21 protein-coding genes are annotated in these 18992 nt (G+C 73.7%); 16 read left to right on the forward strand and 5 right to left on the reverse strand.

The genetic code is table 11. The features are described from left to right. Nucleotides 1-88 precede the first annotated feature (88 nt). The 13 genes from ACZ6Q9_RS11350 (at nucleotide 89) to ACZ6Q9_RS11410 (ending at nucleotide 9722) form a co-directional block, all read left to right on the forward strand. Nucleotides 89-469 (forward strand): hypothetical protein, encoded by a 381-nt coding sequence (locus ACZ6Q9_RS11350; RefSeq protein WP_396828766.1) that lies wholly within the window; start codon nucleotides 89-91, stop codon nucleotides 467-469. 69 nt (nucleotides 470-538) lie between these two features. Then, nucleotides 539-1507, forward strand: coding sequence for a hypothetical protein (locus tag ACZ6Q9_RS11355; protein WP_396828765.1), 969 nt, complete (start codon nucleotides 539-541; stop codon nucleotides 1505-1507). A gap of 105 nt (nucleotides 1508-1612) precedes the next feature. Beyond that, complete coding sequence (locus ACZ6Q9_RS11360; RefSeq protein WP_363705170.1) at nucleotides 1613-2236, forward strand: DUF4178 domain-containing protein; 624 nt, start codon at nucleotides 1613-1615, stop codon at nucleotides 2234-2236. Beyond that, nucleotides 2236-2742 carry a DUF2617 family protein gene (locus ACZ6Q9_RS11365; protein ID WP_393259754.1) on the forward strand — a complete coding sequence of 169 codons (507 nt, stop codon included), beginning with the start codon at nucleotides 2236-2238 and terminating at the stop codon, nucleotides 2740-2742. The genes ACZ6Q9_RS11360 and ACZ6Q9_RS11365 overlap by 1 nt, the downstream gene beginning before the upstream one ends. Next, nucleotides 2739-3164: a DUF4247 domain-containing protein gene (locus ACZ6Q9_RS11370; RefSeq protein WP_393259756.1), complete on the forward strand. Its 426-nt coding sequence runs from the start codon at nucleotides 2739-2741 to the stop codon at nucleotides 3162-3164. The genes ACZ6Q9_RS11365 and ACZ6Q9_RS11370 overlap by 4 nt, the downstream gene beginning before the upstream one ends. 37 nt (nucleotides 3165-3201) lie before the next feature. Beyond that, on the forward strand, nucleotides 3202-3624 hold the full coding sequence (locus ACZ6Q9_RS11375) for a DUF350 domain-containing protein (protein WP_350685610.1): 423 nt from the start codon (nucleotides 3202-3204) through the stop codon (nucleotides 3622-3624). Beyond that, nucleotides 3624-4451, forward strand: coding sequence for a hypothetical protein (locus ACZ6Q9_RS11380; protein ID WP_393259759.1), 828 nt, complete (start codon nucleotides 3624-3626; stop codon nucleotides 4449-4451). Before ACZ6Q9_RS11375 ends, ACZ6Q9_RS11380 begins: the two co-directional genes overlap by 1 nt. Then, nucleotides 4448-6016: a polyamine aminopropyltransferase gene (locus tag ACZ6Q9_RS11385; protein WP_396828762.1), complete on the forward strand. Its 1569-nt coding sequence runs from the start codon at nucleotides 4448-4450 to the stop codon at nucleotides 6014-6016. The genes ACZ6Q9_RS11380 and ACZ6Q9_RS11385 overlap by 4 nt, the downstream gene beginning before the upstream one ends. A gap of 122 nt (nucleotides 6017-6138) precedes the next feature. After that, on the forward strand, nucleotides 6139-6996 hold the full coding sequence (locus ACZ6Q9_RS11390) for a hypothetical protein (RefSeq protein WP_393458953.1): 858 nt from the start codon (nucleotides 6139-6141) through the stop codon (nucleotides 6994-6996). Between the two features lie 72 nt (nucleotides 6997-7068). Further along, on the forward strand, nucleotides 7069-7773 hold the full coding sequence (locus tag ACZ6Q9_RS11395; RefSeq protein WP_396828760.1) for a hypothetical protein: 705 nt from the start codon (nucleotides 7069-7071) through the stop codon (nucleotides 7771-7773). Continuing rightward, on the forward strand, nucleotides 7770-8579 hold the full coding sequence (locus ACZ6Q9_RS11400) for an SDR family NAD(P)-dependent oxidoreductase (protein ID WP_396828758.1): 810 nt from the start codon (nucleotides 7770-7772) through the stop codon (nucleotides 8577-8579). The genes ACZ6Q9_RS11395 and ACZ6Q9_RS11400 overlap by 4 nt, the downstream gene beginning before the upstream one ends. 168 nt (nucleotides 8580-8747) lie before the next feature. Next, nucleotides 8748-9287 carry an orotate phosphoribosyltransferase gene (locus tag ACZ6Q9_RS11405; RefSeq protein WP_396828756.1) on the forward strand — a complete coding sequence of 180 codons (540 nt, stop codon included), beginning with the start codon at nucleotides 8748-8750 and terminating at the stop codon, nucleotides 9285-9287. A gap of 57 nt (nucleotides 9288-9344) precedes the next feature. Then, entirely contained in the window at nucleotides 9345-9722 is a 378-nt protein-coding gene (locus tag ACZ6Q9_RS11410; protein WP_007073957.1) for an ArsR/SmtB family transcription factor, read from the forward strand. Between the two features lie 58 nt (nucleotides 9723-9780). Here the strand turns inward: ACZ6Q9_RS11410 and ACZ6Q9_RS11415 are convergent, their stop codons facing one another. The 4 genes from ACZ6Q9_RS11415 to ACZ6Q9_RS11430 form a co-directional block, all read right to left on the reverse strand. Next, nucleotides 9781-10494 (reverse strand): DedA family protein, encoded by a 714-nt coding sequence (locus tag ACZ6Q9_RS11415; RefSeq protein WP_393259776.1) that lies wholly within the window; start codon nucleotides 10492-10494, stop codon nucleotides 9781-9783. 138 nt (nucleotides 10495-10632) lie between these two features. After that, complete coding sequence (locus tag ACZ6Q9_RS11420; protein WP_396828754.1) at nucleotides 10633-13158, reverse strand: polynucleotide kinase-phosphatase; 2526 nt, start codon at nucleotides 13156-13158, stop codon at nucleotides 10633-10635. Further along, nucleotides 13155-14588 (reverse strand): 3' terminal RNA ribose 2'-O-methyltransferase Hen1, encoded by a 1434-nt coding sequence (locus ACZ6Q9_RS11425; RefSeq protein WP_396828752.1) that lies wholly within the window; start codon nucleotides 14586-14588, stop codon nucleotides 13155-13157. The genes ACZ6Q9_RS11420 and ACZ6Q9_RS11425 overlap by 4 nt, the downstream gene beginning before the upstream one ends. Nucleotides 14589-14894: 306 nt before the next feature. Continuing rightward, nucleotides 14895-16439, reverse strand: a complete 1545-nt coding sequence (locus ACZ6Q9_RS11430; RefSeq protein WP_396828750.1) for an LPXTG cell wall anchor domain-containing protein — start codon at nucleotides 16437-16439, stop codon at nucleotides 14895-14897. A 179-nt stretch (nucleotides 16440-16618) separates the two neighbouring features. Here ACZ6Q9_RS11430 and ACZ6Q9_RS11435 point away from each other — a divergent pair, with 179 nt between their 5' ends. Further along, a complete protein-coding gene (locus ACZ6Q9_RS11435) occupies nucleotides 16619-17104 on the forward strand; it encodes a SigE family RNA polymerase sigma factor (RefSeq protein WP_350702198.1) in 486 nt (161 codons plus the stop codon). Continuing rightward, nucleotides 17101-18162 (forward strand): LCP family protein, encoded by a 1062-nt coding sequence (locus tag ACZ6Q9_RS11440; protein WP_393458972.1) that lies wholly within the window; start codon nucleotides 17101-17103, stop codon nucleotides 18160-18162. Before ACZ6Q9_RS11435 ends, ACZ6Q9_RS11440 begins: the two co-directional genes overlap by 4 nt. 4 nt (nucleotides 18163-18166) lie before the next feature. On the opposite strand, the gene ACZ6Q9_RS11445 is transcribed toward ACZ6Q9_RS11440, so the two are convergent. Continuing rightward, complete coding sequence (locus tag ACZ6Q9_RS11445; protein ID WP_393259791.1) at nucleotides 18167-18379, reverse strand: hypothetical protein; 213 nt, start codon at nucleotides 18377-18379, stop codon at nucleotides 18167-18169. A gap of 127 nt (nucleotides 18380-18506) precedes the next feature. Here ACZ6Q9_RS11445 and ACZ6Q9_RS11450 point away from each other — a divergent pair, with 127 nt between their 5' ends. Next, nucleotides 18507-18890, forward strand: coding sequence for a phage holin family protein (locus tag ACZ6Q9_RS11450; RefSeq protein WP_393259794.1), 384 nt, complete (start codon nucleotides 18507-18509; stop codon nucleotides 18888-18890). Nucleotides 18891-18992 lie beyond the last annotated feature (102 nt).

An 18992-nucleotide genomic window follows, 5' to 3' on the forward strand; every position in this document is an offset into this window, starting at 1 on the left:
AGGTTGGCGGCGAGTTGGATCTCGGCAACTGCCGCCAACCTCATGATTCAAAGAGTCGGGCGGGGCGCGGCGGGGAAGGAGTATGGGCATGTTCGGGATCGGGAAGAAGCGGGACCGGGAGGTCGAGGCGGCCCTCGACGAGCTGCGGCAGGCCGACACGGTGGCGTTCGGCGGCGTCGGGATCGCCGGCACGCTGCTGCCGGTGACCGAGGCGTACCGGCGGGTCGAGGCGGCGATCGCCGACGACCCCGAGGACGTACGCGGGCAACTCGACCGGCTGCTCGCCGAGGGCACCCCGGCGGGCCGCGTCTACGCCGCCACGCTGCTGGAGGGGATCGACCCGGCGGCCGGCCGGGCGGCCTGGACGGCGCTGCGGGACGACCCGGCAGAGTTCGGCACGTTCACCGGCTGTGTCATGGGCCGCGCCACCCTGGGCGGCTACGCGTCGGAGCAGCTCGCCGGAGCATGACCCGTTCGCCGGCCGGCCCCGCCCGATCGGGTCTGCCGGCCGGCGCCGGCGGTCCGTAGCTTCCGTCCCATGACGCCGCCCGCCGCCGACGCGCCGGTACGCCCGCCCCGTCCCGCCACCGTCACCATCGCCTTCTGGTTGCAGCTCGTGACCGTGCTCGTCCTCCTCGGGCTGGTGGCCCTGGTGGTCACCCAGGCCGTCCAGTGGGACGGCCAGATCGACCGCGCGGTGCGGGCGGTCCCGGACGCCGATCCCGACGAGGTGAGCGGCGAGCGCTGGAGCAACGTCGTCGGGGCGGTGGTGCTCGGCCTGCCCGCCCTGCTGCTCGCGCTCTGGCTGGCTGCCACGGCGCTGCCGGTGCGGCGCGGCGGCAACGTCGCCCGGATCCTGGTCTTCGTGGCCGGCGGCGTCCAACTGGTCGTCTGCTGCGGCCAGAGCTTCGCCGGCGTGCTCGTGTTCCCCCTGCTCTTCGGCCTCGGCCTCGGCATCGACGAGCCGTACGCGGAGGAGGAGTATCCCGTCGAGGGGCCGGTCGACCCGGAGGCCGACTTCTGGGCGGAGTCGAAGTTCGTCGAGACCCTCTACTCGCAGTCCGACCCCTTCGATGCGGTGCTGTTCCCGCTGGCCGGCCTCGGGGTGCTGACCGTGCTGCTGCTCACCCTCGCGGTGGTGCTGTTGCTGGCGCTGCCGCCCGCCCACCGGTGGTTCGTGCCCCGGGCCGCGTCCCCCGCCGCGCCACTACCGCCGGCCGGGTACGCCGTGATTCCCGTCGCCTACGTCCCGCCGGCCGGGCCCGGCGCCCATGCCCCGGCGGCCTGGGCCGGCGGACACGTTCCGCCGGCCTGGCCCGGTGCCTACGCCCCACTGGCGGGTCCCGGTGGCTACGCCCCGCCGGCCGGGCCCGGCGCCCACGTCCCGCCGGCCGGCTCCGGCGGTCACCAGGCCGCCCCGCCCGGTCACCTGATCTGTCCCGATCCGGCGGCACACGAGGCCCCGCCCCGGCCGGGCGACGCCGGATCGGGGACGGCGGACGACTGAGCCGCCAGCACGTCGCGTAATCGGCCCCTCACCCGAACGACGGCAGGTTTCCCCAGGTGCGCGGGGTTGTTACCGTCTCCGCCGACGTACCTGGGGAGGTGGTCGGTGGACGGGTCGGTGGCGTACCTGCTGACGGCGGCGGGCTGTCTGGTGGGGGTGGCCGGAGTGGTGGTCGCCGTGGTGGCCCTGCGCCGGGGTCGGTCCCGGCCCCAGCGCCCCAAGGACCCGGGCGATCCGCTGCGGGACCGGGACGCCGACGCACTGCGCGGCGACCCCCGCCGCCTGAAGCCCGGCGACATCGTCGAGATCCGGGGGACGTCGTACGCCGTCCGCGGCTCGATCCGCCTGGTCGAGGGCGGCTGGAGCTGGGCCGAGCACCTGCTCGACGACGCCGCGGGCGTGCGCCGTTGGCTCTCCGTGGAGGAGGACCCGGAGCTGGAACTGGTGCTCTGGGCCGCCGAGCCGGGCGCCACCGTCACCCCGGGCGCCCCGACGATCGACTTCGCCGGCCGTCGCTACAACTGGGACGAGTCCGGCCAGGCCCGCTACACCGCTACGGGCACCACCGGCCTCGACCCGACCGGCACCATGCGGTACCACGACTACCAGGCGCCCGGCGGGGCCCGGCTCTCCTTCGAGGCGTACGGCGAGGCGGGCTGGGAGGTGGCGCTGGGCGAGGTGCTGCACCGCGCCGACGTGATGATCTACCCGCAGGCCGAGGTGGACTGATGCTCGTCACCCTCGACGCCCCGTACGTCGACACCAGCGCCGCCGACCTCAGCCTGGCCCTCGGCGACGACGAGTTGCCGGCGCTGCACGTGCTCGACCTCGACCTGCCCGGCGGCGTCCGGCTGCGGCTGCGCCTGCTCGGCGCCTCGCACCAGGTCGTCCTGCGCGCTGGAGGCACCACGCTGACCGAGACGGTCGCCTGCCTGCCCGGCCGCCCGCCCGAGCTGCCGCAAGCGGTGCAGGACGAGGCGAACGGCTACCGCTTCACCGCGACCGTGCTGCGGCCCGCCGGCACCGGGCTGAGCGACCGGGTGGCCGCCCTGCGCGCCGACCTGGCCGACGACCCGTACGCGCTGGTGGGGGTCTTCCCCGGCGACGTCGACGCGGTGACCGCGCTGTCGGTGCGCCCCGACCCGCCGGACGGCGCACTCGGCTGGCGCACCTGGCACGCGTATCCCCAGACCAACGAGCTGGTCCTGACCGAGACGGTGGTGGCACTGCGATGACGTACCGACGCTGGTTCGTGGTGGGGGTGGCGTTCGCCGTCATCGGCGCGCTGGTCGCCGCCTTCGCCATCTTCTACGGCAACTTCTCGCCCCGCGGCTTCGTCGAGGACAGGTACACCCGGGCGGTGAGCCGGGACATCGGCCGGGACGCGGTCGCCTACACCTCGAACCGGTCGCCCAGCCAGGTGGCGAAGGAGGTCACCGACGCGTGGCGGCCGGCCGACCAGTACGTCGACGGCAGCGGTGTCTACCTGCGCTACGACGACGACTCGGTGGTGATCCTGCCGATCGCCGCCGGCTCGGTGATCCTGTTGGAGCGCATGGGCACGGCGTACCCGCGCTACCACTCCACCGTGGGCAACCACTGGGGCTGGGGCCGGGGCAGCACCGTGCGCGGCGGCGGCCCGGGCTCCGGCAAGTAGCTCATCCCCTCACCCCGACGAAACCCCTGGAGTCCCCTTGCAGACGCTGGTCACCGATCTGCTGGTCACGCTCGCCTACGGCGTGGTCGGTGTCGTCCTGATGGCCGTCGGCTACGCCCTGGTCGACGTGGCCACCCCCGGAAAGCTCCACGAGCTGATCTGGGTCGAGCGCAACCGCAACGCCGCGCTGCTGCTCGCCTCCAACCTGGCGGGCGTCGGCATCATCGTGGTGGCGGCCATCGCCGCCAGCGCCGACGACTTCGTGCTCGGCATCGTCGGCGCGGCGGCGTACGGCATCCTCGGCCTGGTCATCATGGCGGCGGCGTTCCTGCTGCTCGACGTGGCCACGCCGGGCAGGCTCGGGGAGATCCTGGTCGACCCGCAGCCGCACCCGGCGGTCTGGGTCTCCGCCGTCGTCCACCTGGCCACCGGCGCGATCATCGCCGCCGCCATCAGCTGATGGCCGGCGCGAAGACACCCGCCGCGCCGGCCGCGAAGAAGTCGTCGCCGAAAGCGGCGGCGGTCGTCTGGCTGGTCAGCGGCATGATCGTCCTCGGTTGCGTGGTGGCCGGGATGGTCAACAGCGGTTCGGGAGACGACGACGTGCCGTCGCCGACCGCGCAGGAACGCGGTGACACCGTGCCGATCCTCCAACGCTCCGCCGACAGCCAGGGCATCTGCTACGGCTGGGTGCTCCAGGACTACTTCAGCTACGGCGACCCGCTGAGCGTCGGGTCCAACCTCGGCGACGGGGTCGCGGTCGAGGAGAATCCGGCCTGCCCCCGATGGGTGCAGGTGGACGCCCGGGTCGCCTACACCTCGGAGAGCAGCGAGAGCAACGATTCCGCGCGGATCGACGTGACGGGCTCCGCCGACATCTCCACCAGCCAGCTGTTCCGCATCGAGGACGGGCTGACCCGGTTCGGCCTGACCGAGGACGTCTTCGTCGACGATCCGGGTTGGGCGATCACCCGGGCCGCCGTGACGCTGCCCCTGCTCGCCGTCGAGGCGGGACTGGTGGAGCCGGCCGCCACCCCGGCTGCCGACGCGGCCACCCCCGCGCCGCTGTCGGACGCCGGCAACGACCTGTGGCGGGACCGCTGGGGCTACCTGCTGGCCGCGCTCGGCCTGCTGCTGCTCACCGGGCTGCTGGTCGCCATCGGCCTGTGGCAGCGCCGCCGCCAGCTCCGCGAGGAGGCCGAGAAGGGCACGGCCGACGGGCGCACGCCCACGGCTCCCCGGCAGTCCGCCAAGCGGGACGCACGGCGTACGCCGGAGGGTCGGTGACCGTCGACGCGCCGGCGCCCGCGCGGTGGCGGCTGTCCCGCGCGGCGGTGCTCGTCGCGGTCTTCGTCTGCGCCGCCTGCGGCCTGGTCTACGAGCTGGCCCTGGTCGCCCTGGGCAGCTACCTGATCGGGGACACGGTCGGGCAGGCGTCGATCGTGCTGGGCGTGATGGTGTTCGCGATGGGCGTCGGCGCGCTCGCCGCCAAGCCGTTGCAGCCGCGCGCCGCCGCCGCGTTCGCCGCGATCGAGCTGGCCCTGGCCCTGCTCGGCGGTCTCTCCGTCCTCGGCCTCTACGCGGCCTTCGCGTGGCTGGACCTCTACGGCCCGGCGCTGGTCGGCACCGCGTTCGTGCTGGGCCTGCTGATCGGCGCGGAGATCCCGCTGCTGATGGTGCTGCTGCAACGCATCCGGGAGCAGTCCGCCGGCAGCGCGGTGGCGGACCTGTTCGCCGCCGACTACGTCGGTGCGCTGCTCGGCGGGCTGGCCTTCCCGTTCCTGCTGCTGCCGGTCTTCGGGCAGCTCAAGGGCGCGCTGGTGGTCGGCGCGGTGAACGCCGTGGCCGGGCTCGCGCTGGTCTGCACGGTCTTCCGGCGCGAGCTGAGCCGCCGGGCCCGCGTCGCGCTCGGCGCCGGCGCCGCCGTGGTCTTCCTCAGCCTCGGGTACGCGTGGGTGACCGCGCACGACTTCGAGCTGACCGCCCGCCAGCAGCTCTACCGGGACCCGGTGGTGCACGCCGAGCGCAGCCGCTACCAGGAGATCGTGCTCACCCGCTCGGTCGCCGAGACCGGGCGGGCCGGCACCGACCTGCGGCTCTTCCTCAACGGAGACCTCCAGTTCAGCTCCGTCGACGAGTACCGCTACCACGAGGCGCTGGTGCACCCGGTGCTGAACGGCCCGCGCGGCGAGGTGCTGGTGCTCGGCGCCGGCGACGGCCTCGCCGTACGCGAGCTGCTGCGCTATCCGGACGTCCGGCGGATCACCGTGGTGGACCTGGACCCGGCGGTGGTGGCGTTGGCCCGCAGCGAGCCGCAGCTGCGCCGGCTCAACGGCGGGGCGTTCGACGACCCCCGGGTCCGGGTGGTGCACGCCGACGCGTTCTCGTGGCTGCGTACCGCCACGGACCGGTTCGACGCGGTGGTGGCCGACCTGCCCGACCCGGACGAGACGGCCACCGCCAAGCTCTACACGGTCGAGTTCTACGCGCTGGTGCGCGCGGTGCTCGCCGAGGGCGGCCGGCTGGTCGTGCAGTCCGGCTCGCCGTACTTCGCGCCCCGGTCGTACTGGTCGATCGAGGCGTCGCTGCGCGAGGCCGGCTTCGCCACCACGCCGTACCACGTGGACGTGCCGTCCTTCGGCGACTGGGGCTTCCTGCTCGCCGCCCCCGGCGCGCCCGCGCCCGCCCTGGCCCTGCCGCCGGACGCGCCGGCGCTGCGCTTTCTCGACGCGGCGACGCTCTCCGCCGCCGGGGCCTTCCCCGCCGACCGCCGCCGCGTGGACGTGCCGGCCTCCACCCTGCTCCAGCCCCGGGTGCTGGAGTACGCGCGGGCGGAGTGGCGCGGCTACTAGTGCGTGTCGCGGCCCGCTGTGTGCGGGTATGTCGATGCCGTACGGCGGGTCGGTGTCCGCCTGTCGTGCCCGACTGGCCCGATCTCGATACGGTGTGACCGCGATCTTAGGGAGGGAGAATCATGGTCGATCCCCACAACACGCCGGCCCGCACCCGGCCGGGTGTGGTGACCATTTCCACGTATCTGCTGTGGCTGTTCGCGCTCACCCAGCTCATCGGCGTCATCATCACGCTGTCCACTCTCGGCACCGTCTCCAGGGTGCTCGACGAGGCCTACCGGGGCACCGAGGCCAACGGTGTGCAGAACCTGGCGGACATCACCAAGGTCATCACCATCGTCAGTGCCGTCATCCTGCTCCTGCTCGCGGTGGTGCTCGCCGTACTGGGCGTGTTCAACAACCGGGGCAGCAACGGGGCCCGGATCACCACCTGGATCGTCGGCGGCATCATGGTCTGCTGCACGGGCGGCGGCCTGGCCAGCGGCCTGGCCGGCGGCGGCTTCGGCGGCACCGGCCAGACGACCGGCAACGGGCCGAGCCCCGAGGAGATTCAGCGTCGCCTGGAGGAGGCGCTGCCCGGCTGGGTCAACCCGGTCTCCACGCTGGTCGCCGTGATCGGGCTGCTCTCGCTGCTCGCCGCGCTGATCCTGCTGGCGCTGCCGAAGGCCAACGAGTTCTTCCGCAAGCCGAAGCAGGCGTGGGAGCCGCCGGTCCCGGGCGCGGCCTACCCGGGCCACCCGCAGACGTCCGGCGAGCCCGGCTACCCGCAGACGCCGGGCTATCCGCAGACGCCGGGCTACCCGCAGGCACCCGGCCAGCCGCCGGCACCGGGCCAGCCCGGCTACCCGGCTCCGGGCGGCCAGCCATCGTCCTCTCCGTACGGCGGGCACCAGGGGCAGCCGGGTCAGCCGGGGGGGACCCCGGGTGGCGAGCAGCCCGGCTCGGACCGCCCCGGTCCGACGCCGCCGCCAGTGAGTTGACCGGTCGATAACAGCGACGCCGACGGTCCCTCCGAGTAGGTTGCATCCCGACGCCTACCGGAGGGACTCGTCGTGTCGTACCCCGATCGGGCACCGGCCCGTCGCCCGGCCGTGGTCACGCTGGCCGTGGCGGCGCTGGTGCTGATGGCGGTCGCCGCCCTGGCGTACGCCGGCGCCGGCGCGGCGACCCTCGGGGGCACCGTGGGCCGGTTCCGCGACGCGGCCGGGAGCACCTCGGCGGGCCCCGACCAGATCGACCGCATCGTCACCCTGCTGCGCGTGTCCACCGTGCTCACCGTGGTGGTGAGCACGGTGGCGGGGCTGCTCCTCGCCGGTCTGGCCCTCGGCCTGCGGGCCGGCCGCTCCGGCGCGCGCACCGCGACCTGGGTGGTGTCCGGCCTGGGCCTGATCCTCGGCTGTTGCGCGCTGGCGGTGCTGGTCGGCGAGCGCGCCGCCCCGCTGCGACTTGGCGAGGACGACCGGGCGACAGGGGAGTTGCTGGGCCTCGTCGACGACTCCCACCCCTCCTGGTGGATTCCGTTGGGCGCAGGGCTTTCCGTCGGCCAGGTGCTCGGTTACCTTGTGGTAGCAACGCTGCTGGCCCTGCCGGCGGCGAACGCCTGGTTCCGCCGCCGACCAGCACCACCCGCCTCGCAGCAGCCCCTGACGCAGCCCGCACCGCCCGCCGACCCGCAGCAGCCCGCACCGCCGCCCGCCCAGCACCAGTGGCACCAACCGCCCGCGCCCTCGTACCCGCCGAGTGAGGATCGCCCGTGACGCTCGACCAGCCGACCACCGGGCGGCGGGCCCTGATCACCGGCGCGACCGCCGGCATCGGCGCCGCCTTCGCCCGCCGGCTGGCGTCGGACGGCTGGCATCTGGTGCTCGTGGCGCGGGACGCCGCCCGGCTGGCCGACACGGCGGCCGAGCTGACCGCGCGGCACGGCCGGGAGGTCGAGACGATCCCGGCCGACCTGTCCACCGACGACGGTTGCGCGGCCGTGGAGCGGCGGCTGGCGGAGGGGTCGCCGGTCGAGTTGCTGGTCAACAACGCCGGCATCAGCCTGAACACCCCGTTCCTGCGGTCGTCCGCCGAGGACGAGGCGCGGCTGCTGCGGCTCAACGTGCACGCGGTGATGCGGCTGACCCTCGCGGCCCTGCGTCCGATGACGGAGCGGCGTCACGGGGCAGTGATAAATGTCTCTTCCGTGGCGGGTTTCGGGGCGGTCATGCCGGGCTCGACCTACTCGGCCAGCAAGGCGTGGGTCACCAACTTCAGTGAGTCCGTCGGCCAGTCCGCGCGGCCGTTCGGCGTCCGCGTGATGGCGCTCTGCCCCGGCTACACGCGGACGGAGTTCCACGAGCGGGCCGGCATCAACATGTCGAAAACCCCGGAGTGGATGTGGCTGCGGGCCGACGACGTGGTCGACGAAGCACTGCGTGACCTGCGCAAAGGCAAGCTGGTCAGCGTTCCCGCGTGGAAGTACAAGCTGGCCGTCGCCGGTTTGCGGCACGCGCCCCGGCGGCTGCTGGAGGCGGTGGCCCGCGACACCCGGGGCCGCATCGGCCGCGACGGCGGCTGACCGCCGCAGCGGGGCCGCGCCGCGCCGCCGGCCGGCGTCGATCGCCCGCCCCACGGGCTGAACGGTCGCTCAGCGTAGCCGGCCATCGCCATCCATCGGTCGCTCCCCCGGCTGATCCGGGTGGACCCGCCACGCGGCTCCCAGACTTGCGCAGTACCCTCTACCCCCATGGGGGACCACGACGACCTGCGTAAATTCATTACCGACCTGGCGGTGGTCCACGGCCGGGTGGTGCTCTCCTCCGGGCGCGAGGCGGACTGGTACGTCGATCTGCGTCGCGTCACGCTCCATCACCAGGCCGCCCCGTTGGTGGGCCGGGTGATGCGCGAGCTGACCGCCGACTGGGGCTACGACGCGGTGGGCGGCCTGACCCTGGGCGCCGATCCGGTGGCGATGTCCATGCTGCACGTCGCGTCCGCGACTGATCATCCGCTGGACGCGTTCGTGGTCCGCAAGGCGGGCAAGGCGCACGGGCTCCAGCGCCGGATCGAGGGACCGGACGTGGCCGGCCGGCGGGTGCTGGCGGTGGAGGACACGTCCACCACCGGGGGGAGTGTGTTGACCGCGGTCGAGGCCCTTCGTGAGGTCGGGGCCGAGATCGTGGGTGTGGCGGTTATTGTTGATCGAGGCGCCGGCGACGCGGTGAGAGCTGCCGGACTGCCTTATCGGGCGGCCTATACGTTGGCTGACCTCGGCCTTGTGGCGTAAAAGTCTGCCGATTCGGATCTGCTGATATGCAGGCGGATCGATGCTGCTGGTGGAAGGATGGAATACGTGGGAACTGCGTTGGCTGAAATGACCATGCCTCAGATCTCGCCGCTTGCCGGCGAGCCGATCGAACGTGCCGATGCCGAGCGTCTCGCCGGGGTCCTCAAGGCCCTCGCCGACCCCGCTCGACTGCGGCTGCTCAGCCTGATCCAGTCGGCGCCCGAGGGCGAGGCGTGCGTGTGCGACCTGACCGCGCCGCTCGGCCTCTCGCAGCCGACGGTCAGTCACCACCTGCGCATCCTCACCGAGGCCGGCTTGCTGGAGCGGGAGAAGCGCGGTGTCTGGGCCTACTACCGGCTGGTGCCGACCGCGATCGCCACGATCGCGGATCTGCTGACCCCGCCGCGCAAGCGCGCCACCAAGAAGGCTCGCTGACCTGTAGCGATCGTCCGGTGCCATCCCCCACCGGGGACGGCACCGGACGGCCCGCCGGTCAGTGCTTGCCGTAGTGCTCGCGGGTCTCCCGGATCGCCTCCTCGGCGGCGGCCCGCTCCTGCGCGGTGGTGCCACGCCTGGCGGCCATCCTCGCCCGCAGCAGCTCGACGGCGATCGGGACGACCGAGAGCGCCACGATGGCGATAAGGATCATCTCGATGTTCGTCTTGACGAACGGGATCTGGCCCAGGAAATAGCCGAGCACGGTCACTCCCGTGCCCCATAGGACGCCGCCGATCACGTTGTAGATGACGAAGGTGCGGTAGTTCATCCGGCTGACCCCGGCCACGATCGGCGTGAACGTCCGCACGATCGGCACGAAGCGGGCCAGCACGATGGAACGCGCGCCGTACTTCTCGAAGAAGTCGTGCGCCTTCAGCACGTTCTCCTGCTTGAACAGCTTCGAGTTCGGCCGGCGGAACAGCGCCGGGCCGACCTTGCGGCCGAACGCGTACCCGACCTGGTCGCCGGCGATCGCCGCGAGGGTGATCAGCAGGCAGACCAGCCACAGCGGGTAGGTGATGTACTTCCCGTCGGCGGTGAGCAGACCCGCCGTGAACAGCAGCGAGTCGCCCGGCAGGAAGAACCCGATCAGCAGGCCGGACTCGGCGAAGACGATGACCAGGATGCCGATCAGCCCGAACGTCGAGATCAACACCTCTGGATCGAGCCAGCTCGGCCCCAGGGCCAGGGTGGTGGTGGGCGTCGGCACGAGGTGACCTCCGATGGATGCCGGTCGGGGACGGAACGTCCGTAGTCTAGGTGGCTCCCCGGCGTGCCGGTGCTCGACGTCACACCCACGTCCGCCCGCCCGCCGTCCCGGCCGGGGCCGGGACGGCGGGGACCGCGCCTACAGCCGGGGGTCGACCGGCTCGGACTCGCAGGCCAGGATCGCGAAGACCAGCTCGTGCCGGCGCCACAGCGGCGCACCGGCGACCAGCGCGTCCAGCGCCGCCAGCCCCAGCCCGTGCTCGCGCAGCGCCAGCCCCCGCTTGCGCCCCAGCGACCGGCGGCGCAGCGCGGCGAGCTGCTCCGGCTCGTCGTACCCGGGGCCGTAGATGATCCGCAGGTACTCCCGGCCCCGGCACTTGATCCCCGGCTGGAGCAGCGAGCCCCGCTCGGAGCGGGCGGCCGGACCGCCGTACGGCTTGACCACCATGCCCTCGCCGCCGGCGGCGGTCAGCTCCAGCCACCAGTCCGTGGCCGCCGCCTCGGCGGCGGGATCGGCCAGGTCGACCACCTGTCGACGGGTCGGCGTGAAGAACTCCGGGTCGGCCGCGCAGAGCCGGTCGGCCAGCCCGAGGTGCCAGCCGTGGTCCCGGTCGGCGTAGCTGGCCTTGGCGCCGGCGAGCACCGCGAACGGGGCCAGGGTCACCCCGCGCAGCCCATCGGTCGGCCCCACGTACGCCCGGTAGGCGTCCGAGTAGGCCACGATCTCGTCGCGTCGGCGGGCCATCCGGTCGCGCAGGTCGCCCACGGGCAGGCCCCGACCGGCGGCGGCCTCCAGCGTGGCCAGCGCTGCGGGCAGCGCGGCCCGGCCGGCGGCACCGACCCCGGCGTACTGCTCGCGGATCAGCCCGCCCGCCTTCGCCGACCAGGGCAGCAGCTCGCAGTCCAGCAGCAGCCAGTCGGTCTCCAGCTCGGCCCAGAGCCCCGCCCCACCGATTGCCCCGCGCACCCGGTCGAGCAGCCCAGTGTCGAGCGGCTCGCCGAAGAACGGCCGGCCGGTGCGCGTGTGCACCACCCCGCCGCCCGGGCCGAACGGCCCGCCGTCGGGCTCCCGGCAGACCAGCACCACCGCCCGCGAGCCCATGTGCTTCTCCTCGCAGACCACCCGGTCCACGCCCGCCGCGCGGTAGTCGGCGAACGCCTGCGCCGGGTGCTCCAGGAAGCCGCCCACCGTCGCCGTCGAGCAGGGCGCCATCGTCGGCGGCAGCCAGGCCAGCCAACGCGGGTCGACCGCGAACCGGCTCATCACCTCCAGCGCCGCCGCGGCGTTCTCCGCCGGCACGGTCAGCGACCCGTACGCGTGCTCGATGTGCCGCCGGCCGGCCACGTCGGTCAGCTCCAGCACCTGGTCGGGTCGGGCCGGGGCGGCGGTCAGCGGGCGGGCCGGGGCGTACCACTCCCGCTCCGCCGGCACCGAGAGCAGCTCCTTCTCCGGGTAGCGCAGCGCGGTGAGCCGGCCGCCGAAGACGCAGCCGGTGTCGATGCAGATGGTGTTGTTCACCCACTCCGGCTCCGGGGTGGGCGTGTGCCCGTAGACCACCATCGCCGAGCCCCGGTACTCCCGCGCCCACGGGTAGCGCACCGGCAGCCCGTACTCGTCGGTCTCGCCGGTGGTCTCGCCGAACAGCGCGAACGCCCGCACCCGGCCCGACGCGCGGCCCTGGTACGCCTCCTTCAGCCCGGCGTGCGCGACCACCAGCCGGCCGCCGTCCAGCACGTAGTGGCTGACCAGGCCGTCGACGAAGGCCGCCACCTCGGCCACGAAGCTGTCCGGCTCCGCCGCCAGCTGGGCCATCGTCTCGGCCAGACCGTGGGTGAGCCGCACGTCCCGGCCGCGCAGCCGGCGCAGCAGCTTCTGCTCGTGGTTGCCGGGCACGCAGATCGCGTGCCCGGCGGCGACCATGCCCATGACCAGGCGGAGCACGCCGGGGGAGTCCGGGCCGCGGTCCACCAGGTCACCGACGAAGACGGCGGTACGCCCCGCCGGGTGGGTCGCGTCGACCGGCCGGCCGTGCTCGTCGCGGCGCAGCTCCCAGCCGAGCCGGGTGAGCAGTGCCTCCAGCTCGGCGCGGCAGCCGTGCACGTCACCGACGACGTCGAACGGCCCGGTCAGCTCCCGCCGGTCGTTGAACAGCTTCTCGTAGCGGATCTCGGCGGCGTCGATCTCCTCCACGCCCCGCAGCACGTGCACCTTCCGGAAGCCCTCCCGGGCCAGTTGCCCGTACGACCGGCGCAGGTCACGCTGCATCCGGGCGAGCACCTGCCGGCCGAAGGTGCGGTCGGCGCGGCCCTCGGTGCGCTCCCAGGCCAGTGCCTCGGGCACGTCCAGCACGACGGCCACCGGCAGCACGTCGTGCTCGCGGGCCACCCGCACCAGGGCGGCCCGGGCGTGCGGCTGGAGGTTGGTCGCGTCGACCACGGTGAGCCGGCCCCGCCGCAGCCGCGTGGCGGCGACGTGGTGCAGCGCGTCGAACGCGTCGGCGGAGGCCGACTGGTCGTTCTCGTCGTCGGCGACCATCGCCCGGAACGCGTCGGAGGAGAGCACCTGGCTGGGCGCGAAGTGCCGGCGGGCGAAGGTCGACTTGCCGGAACCGGAGACGCCGACCAGCGCGACCAGGGCCAGCTCGGGGATGTCGAGGGTGGTCATCGGCTGTTCTCCTGGCGGGTGAGCACGGCGAGCTGGGTGGGGGCGCCGACCTCGGGATCGTCGTCGCCGACCCCGCCGATCGCGGCCGAGTAGCCGTAGGTCGCGGCCACCCGGCCGACCCACGCCGCGAACTCCGCGCGGGTCCACTCGAACCGGTGGTCGGCGTGCCGGAACCGCCCGGCGGGCAGGCCCTCGTAGCGGACGTTGTACTCGACGTTGGGCGTGGTCACCACGACTGTGGCGGGGCGGGCGTGACCGAGGACGGCGTCCTCCAGCGCCGGCAGCCGGGGCGGGTCGACGTGCTCGATCACCTCCATCAGCACCGCCGCGTCGTAGCCGCGCAGCCGGTCGTCCCGGTAGGTCAGCGCGGACTGCCAGAGCCGGACCCGGTCCCGCTGCCGCTCCGGCAGGCGGTCCAGCCGCAGCCGCCGGGCGGCCAGGGTCAGCGCGTGCGGGGACACGTCGGTGCCGACGATCTCGGTGAACCGGCGGTCGCCGACCAGCGTGGCGAGCAGGGCGCCCCCGCCGCAGCCCAGGTCCAGTACCCGGCTCGCGCCGGACTCGACCAGCGCCGCGAGGACGGCCTCCCGCCGTCGCGCCGCCAGCGTCGGCTGGCGGAGGGTGGGCTCGTCCACCGTGTCGGGCTCGGCGGCGGCCGGCTCGTCGGTCAACCGCTGCTCGGCGAGGCGGGCGAGGGCCAGCCCGGCCAGCGCCCGCCGGTGCGCCAGGTAGCGGCGGGTGATCATGCCCCGCTCCGGGTGGTCGGCCAGCCAGCCCTCGCCGGCCCGGAGCAGCTTGTCCACCTCGTCGGGCGCCACCCAGTAGTGCTTGGCGTCGTCCAGGACCGGCAGCAGGACGTAGAGGTGGTTGAGCGCGTCGGCGACGCGCAGCGTCCCGGTCAGGGTCAGGTCGACGTACCGGCTGTCGCCCCACTCCGGGTGCCGCTCGTCGAGCGGGATCGGGGTCGCGGTCACCGCCCAGCCGAGCGGGCCGAACATCCGGGCCGCCACGTCCGCGCCGCCACGGCAGCGCAGCACCGGCACCCGCACCTCCAGCGGGATCGGCGTACGGGCCAGTTCGGGGCGCTCCCGGGACTCGCCGCGCAGCGCGGAACGGTACACCTTGGATAGCGCCGAGGAGAGCAGGCTGGACGCGGCGTACGGCCGGTCGTTGACGTACCGCCCGAGGGTGAAGCCCTCCGGGGGCGTCGCCTGCTGCCGGCCGCGACCCTTGCCCCGCGCGCCGGCCAGCCGCAGCGGGTCCACGTCCAGCAGCAGGGCGGCGGTGCAGCGCTGCTCGCCCGCCTCCGGGTAGAACACGTGCACGGTGCCGACCGGCACGTCGAAGGTGTGCGCGCGGTCGGGGTGCTTGACCAGCAGGTGACCGAGGTCGGTCGCCGGGCGGTGGGTGGTGGTCAGGGTGAGCAGCACGCGCCCATGGTGTCAGTGTTTTCGATCTTGCGTCGTCCCGTTTTTGCTCTTGTCCCGGGGTGGGTTTCCGGGGGAGCCCCACCCGCTCCGGGCGGTCAGGCTTGATCCCTGCGCGGGTGGGGCTCCCCCGGAAACCCTTCGTGGCCGGCGTCGTCGGGAGGCGGCGGGTGGCTCGGGGGGCGAGGGCGCGTGCTGCCGGGGTGGGGATCCTGGGTGGGCGCGCGTGCCGGGTGGTGTCGGGAGCGAGGTGGAGACGGCGGTGCCCCGCCGACCGGGGGTCGACGGGGCACCGGTGGTGCGGGTGGATCAGGCGACGAAGCGGGTCCGGCGGCGCTTGGCCACCAGGTAGCCTCCGCCGCCGGCGACGAGCAGCAGGCCGCCGATGCCGGCGACCAAGCCGGCCGAGTCGCCGGTGATCGGCAGCTCGGGGTCGTCACCGCCGCCGCCCTCGCCGCCGGTCGCGCCCTTGACGACCAGCGCGGCGGTGTCGTTCTTCGGGTTCAGGTCGACGACCTTCCCCGGCTCGCCCGGGCCGAAGTGCAGCAGCCGCACCGAACCCGGCGCGCCGCCCACCTTGTCGATCCGCAGACCGAACTCGAAGACGGCCGCCTCGCCCTTGCGGCGCAGCTCGAACCACTCGCAGAAGTAGACCCGGCCGCCCGGCTCGCCGTACCAGCCAGTCGGCTCCTCGGCGGTGCCCGGCGAGCACTGTTCGGGCGCGTCCACCACGGTGGCGCCGGCGGGAACGGTGACCAGGGCGCCGGTCAGGAGCTCGCCCGGGCTGTACGAGTTGATCGCCGCGGGCCCGTTGTTGACGAAGCCGACCTTGGCGATGACCGTCCCGCCGGCTGCGCCGGTGACCTCGGCACCGGTGGCGGCGACGTCGGCCCGCTGGTCACCGGTGACGGTGGCGTCGATCCAGGCGACGTTGTTCGTCGTGTCCTTGTCGGTCTGCTTCACCGCGCGGGCCCGCGACGCCGGTGCCGGCACCAGCGTCATCGCGCTTCCGCTGCCCTTCTCCCAGTCCGCGCCGGAGAAGTCGCCGATGAACTCCTCCCAGTCGCCCTTGGCGAACCAGATCGCCTGGCCGTACTGCCGGCCCGGCGCCCAGGCGTCGGAGGCGATCGTCAGGGCGGACGAGTCGTCGAGCTGGAGAGCGGCTCCCGGCGGAATCTCCTCGCCGAAGTGGCACTGGGCGAGGTTGCTGCCGAACTCCGAGAGGTAGGAGCAGTTCGAGTGCCGCCGCGCCGGGGTGAGACCAGGGGTCGTGGCGAGGAGCAGCACCGTGCCGCGCGCGGGTCGGTCGCCGATGTTGGCCACCGTGAGCGGCGCCTTGACCGTGGCGCCGGGGTCGCCGGCGAACTCCAGGGAGCGCTCCGTCTTCAGGTCGACGCCCTCGCCGACCTCGATGGTGGATCGCGCGGTGGCGGTGGGGATGCCCTTGGCCGCCACGCTCAGGACGAGCTCGCCCTTGTCGCCGGGTGCGGCGGAATCCTTGGCGGTGACGGTCAGGTTGACCAGGTAGTCGGTGATCTCGGTGCCGTCGAGGGCGCAGGTGATGACCGCGCCGGCCTCCTTGCAGCCCGACACCCGGTCGCCGAGGACGACCGTGGCGAAGCCGTCGACGTCGCCGCGGTCGATGGTGAGGGTCAGCTTCTCGGGCAGCGTCTCGGCAAACGCGTACAGGGTGACGGACTTGGCCTCGCCGCTCGGCGCGACGAGTGCGTTGTTGGCGTAGAGGAGGAGCTCGTCGCCGGGCTCTTCGGCGACGGCGGGGCTGGCGGAGGCGGCGACGAGCGCGCCTGCGACGCCCAGCCCGGCCAGCCAGCGCCGGGTGGAGTGCTTGAGCATGTGGGGGGTCCTCCCGTGGGAATGCCAGGAGTGGCCAGCGGATCTTAAGGAAGCCTTAAGGCGCGCCGCTGCCCTGGTCCGCCTCGGAGGGGCAAACATCGACCGAACGGCTGACCAGGATCGCCGCAACGTTCCGCCCGCCCGGACCCGTCATCTGGGGCAGGAGCCCGGGAGGTGCAGTGACGTACGAGGAGTTCGCCGACTCGCGGCTGGCCGCGCTGCTGCGGTACGCGGTCATGCTGACCGGTGACCCGCACCAGGCGCAGGACCTGGTGCAGGACACCATGGTCCGGGTCCAGCTCAACTGGCGTCGGGTGGCCCGTGCCGACTCGCCCGAGCGCTACGTCCGCCGGATGCTGACCAACCAGTACGTCGACTGGCGGCGGGGCTCCTGGATGCGCCGGGTGCTGCTGCGCGCCGAGCCCGACGACGCGGTGCCGGTGCCGGCCGACCACGCCCAGCACGCCGTGGACCGGGACCAGGTCTGGTCCTGGCTGTCCGGGCTGCCGCGCCGGCAGCGGGCCACCCTGGTGCTGCGCTACTACGAGGATCTGCCCGACGCGGAGATCGCCGACATCCTCGGCTGTGCCGTCGGGACCGTCCGCTCGTCCATCTCGCGCGCCCTGGCCACGCTGCGGGCGGAACACGTGGAGGCCTGTTCATGATCGAGGACGACCTGCGTGCCGCCTTTGCCCGGCACGAGGCCCTGACCCCGCCCGTCGGTCCGCTGCGGTCCACGATCGACCGGCTCGCGGCTGCCCGTCGCCGTCGCCGGCTGCGGCTGCGGGCCGGCGGTGCCGCGCTGGCCCTGCTCGGCGTGCTGGGGATCGGGCTACCACCGTTCACGCCCGACCGGGTCGCCGAGGACGCCACCCTGTTCGCCGAGCCCACCGCCTCGGCACCGGCGGGCGCGCTGAACATCCTGCTGCTCGGCGTGGACGGCTCGGCGAAGGAGCCCGCCCGGCTGGCGGACTCCGTCCTGCTGGTGCACATTCCGGCGGACCGTAGCCGGCCGTACCTCATCTCGCTGCCTCGCGACCTGGCGGTGCCGATTCCCGGTCACGGGACCGACAAGCTCAACGCCGCCTTCCGGCACGGTGCCGGCGACGGCCGGCCCGACCTGGGGCGCGGCTACGAGCTGACCCGCCGGGTGGTCACCGACCTGACGGGCGTACGCGTGGACGCCGGCGCGGTGCTCACCTACCCGGTGTTGCGTCGGCTCACCGACGAGGTCGGCGGCGTGGAGGTCTGCCTGCCGCGCGAGGTGCGCTCCATCCACACGAAGCGGGTCTTCCCGACCGGCTGCCAGCGGCTCGACGGCGCCGCCTCGGTCGACCTGCTGCGGCAGCGGCGGGGGCTGCCCGAGGGCGGGCTCGACCGGGACCGGCACGCGCAGCTTTTCGCCGCCGGGCTGATCCGTCGGGCCGGCGAGCAGGGGGTGCTGACCAGTCCGGTCAGGCTCTTCGCCCTGGTCGACACCGTCGGCGCGGACCTGGTCGTGGGCGGCGCCGGTTCGCCACTGGTGGACCTGCTGAAGGTGCTTCCGGAGCTGAAGTCCGTCGACCCGGTCGGGCTCAGTCTCCCGGTCGGGCCGCCGGAGGGCCTCGGCTGGCGGCTGCCACCGGATCCGAAGGAGGCTCCGGCGTTCCTTGCCGCGTTGCGGGAGGACCGGCTGGCGCAGTGGGCGGCGCGGAATCCGGGTCAGGTCAACCGCACCCGCTGACGGATCAGCGGTAGTCCTCCTCGTCGGGGGCGACCACCCGGGCCTGCTCCATGGCGTCCCAGTCGTTGATCTCCAGGCCGCGGTGCGGCTCCACGTCGGCCTCGCCGGGGTCGACCGCGGCGGCCTGCTCGACCGCGTCGGCCGGTTCCGCCTCCATGTCGCGCTCCTCGGGGCTGAGGTGGTCGCTGGGGGCGAAGTCCTCGTCGGGCTGACCCATCGGTCCCTCCCGGGATCTCGGCGGACGGTTACCCCACACACCGTACGGGCTGCGCCCGCCCGCCGCTCGGAAGCCGAGTCGACCGAATCGCCCCACCGGTCGCCGCCCCCGGTGCCAGGATGATGCCGTGGGCTTCCTGATCAGGCTGGCGATCACCGCGGTCGCGCTGTGGATCACCACGCTGATCGTGCCCGGCGTCGAGGTGACCGGCCGCTCCGGCGCCGACGACGCGCTCACGCTCGTCGTCGTGGCGTTGATCTTCGGCGTGGTCAACGCGGTGCTCAAGCCACTGATCAAGGTGTTCGGCTGCGTCTTCTACCTGCTCACCCTCGGCCTGTTCGCGCTGGTGGTCAACGCCCTGCTGTTCCTGCTGACCGACCGGATCGCCCGGGCGCTGGACCTGCCGTTCCAGGTGGACGGCTTCTGGGCCGCGTTCTGGGGCGCCATCGTGATGGCCGTGGCCACCTGGCTGATCAGCGTCGTCGTGCCCGACAGGTGGGGGGAGCGGTGAGCGTCGCGACCGGCCTTCGGGCGCGTACCGGGTCGGTTGTGCCGGCGCCCCTCTTCTACGGGATACTTCCGACGGTGGACAGCGCGGTCCGGCGCACCCAAG

It is taken from the genome of Micromonospora sp. NPDC049139, assembly GCF_055586845.1.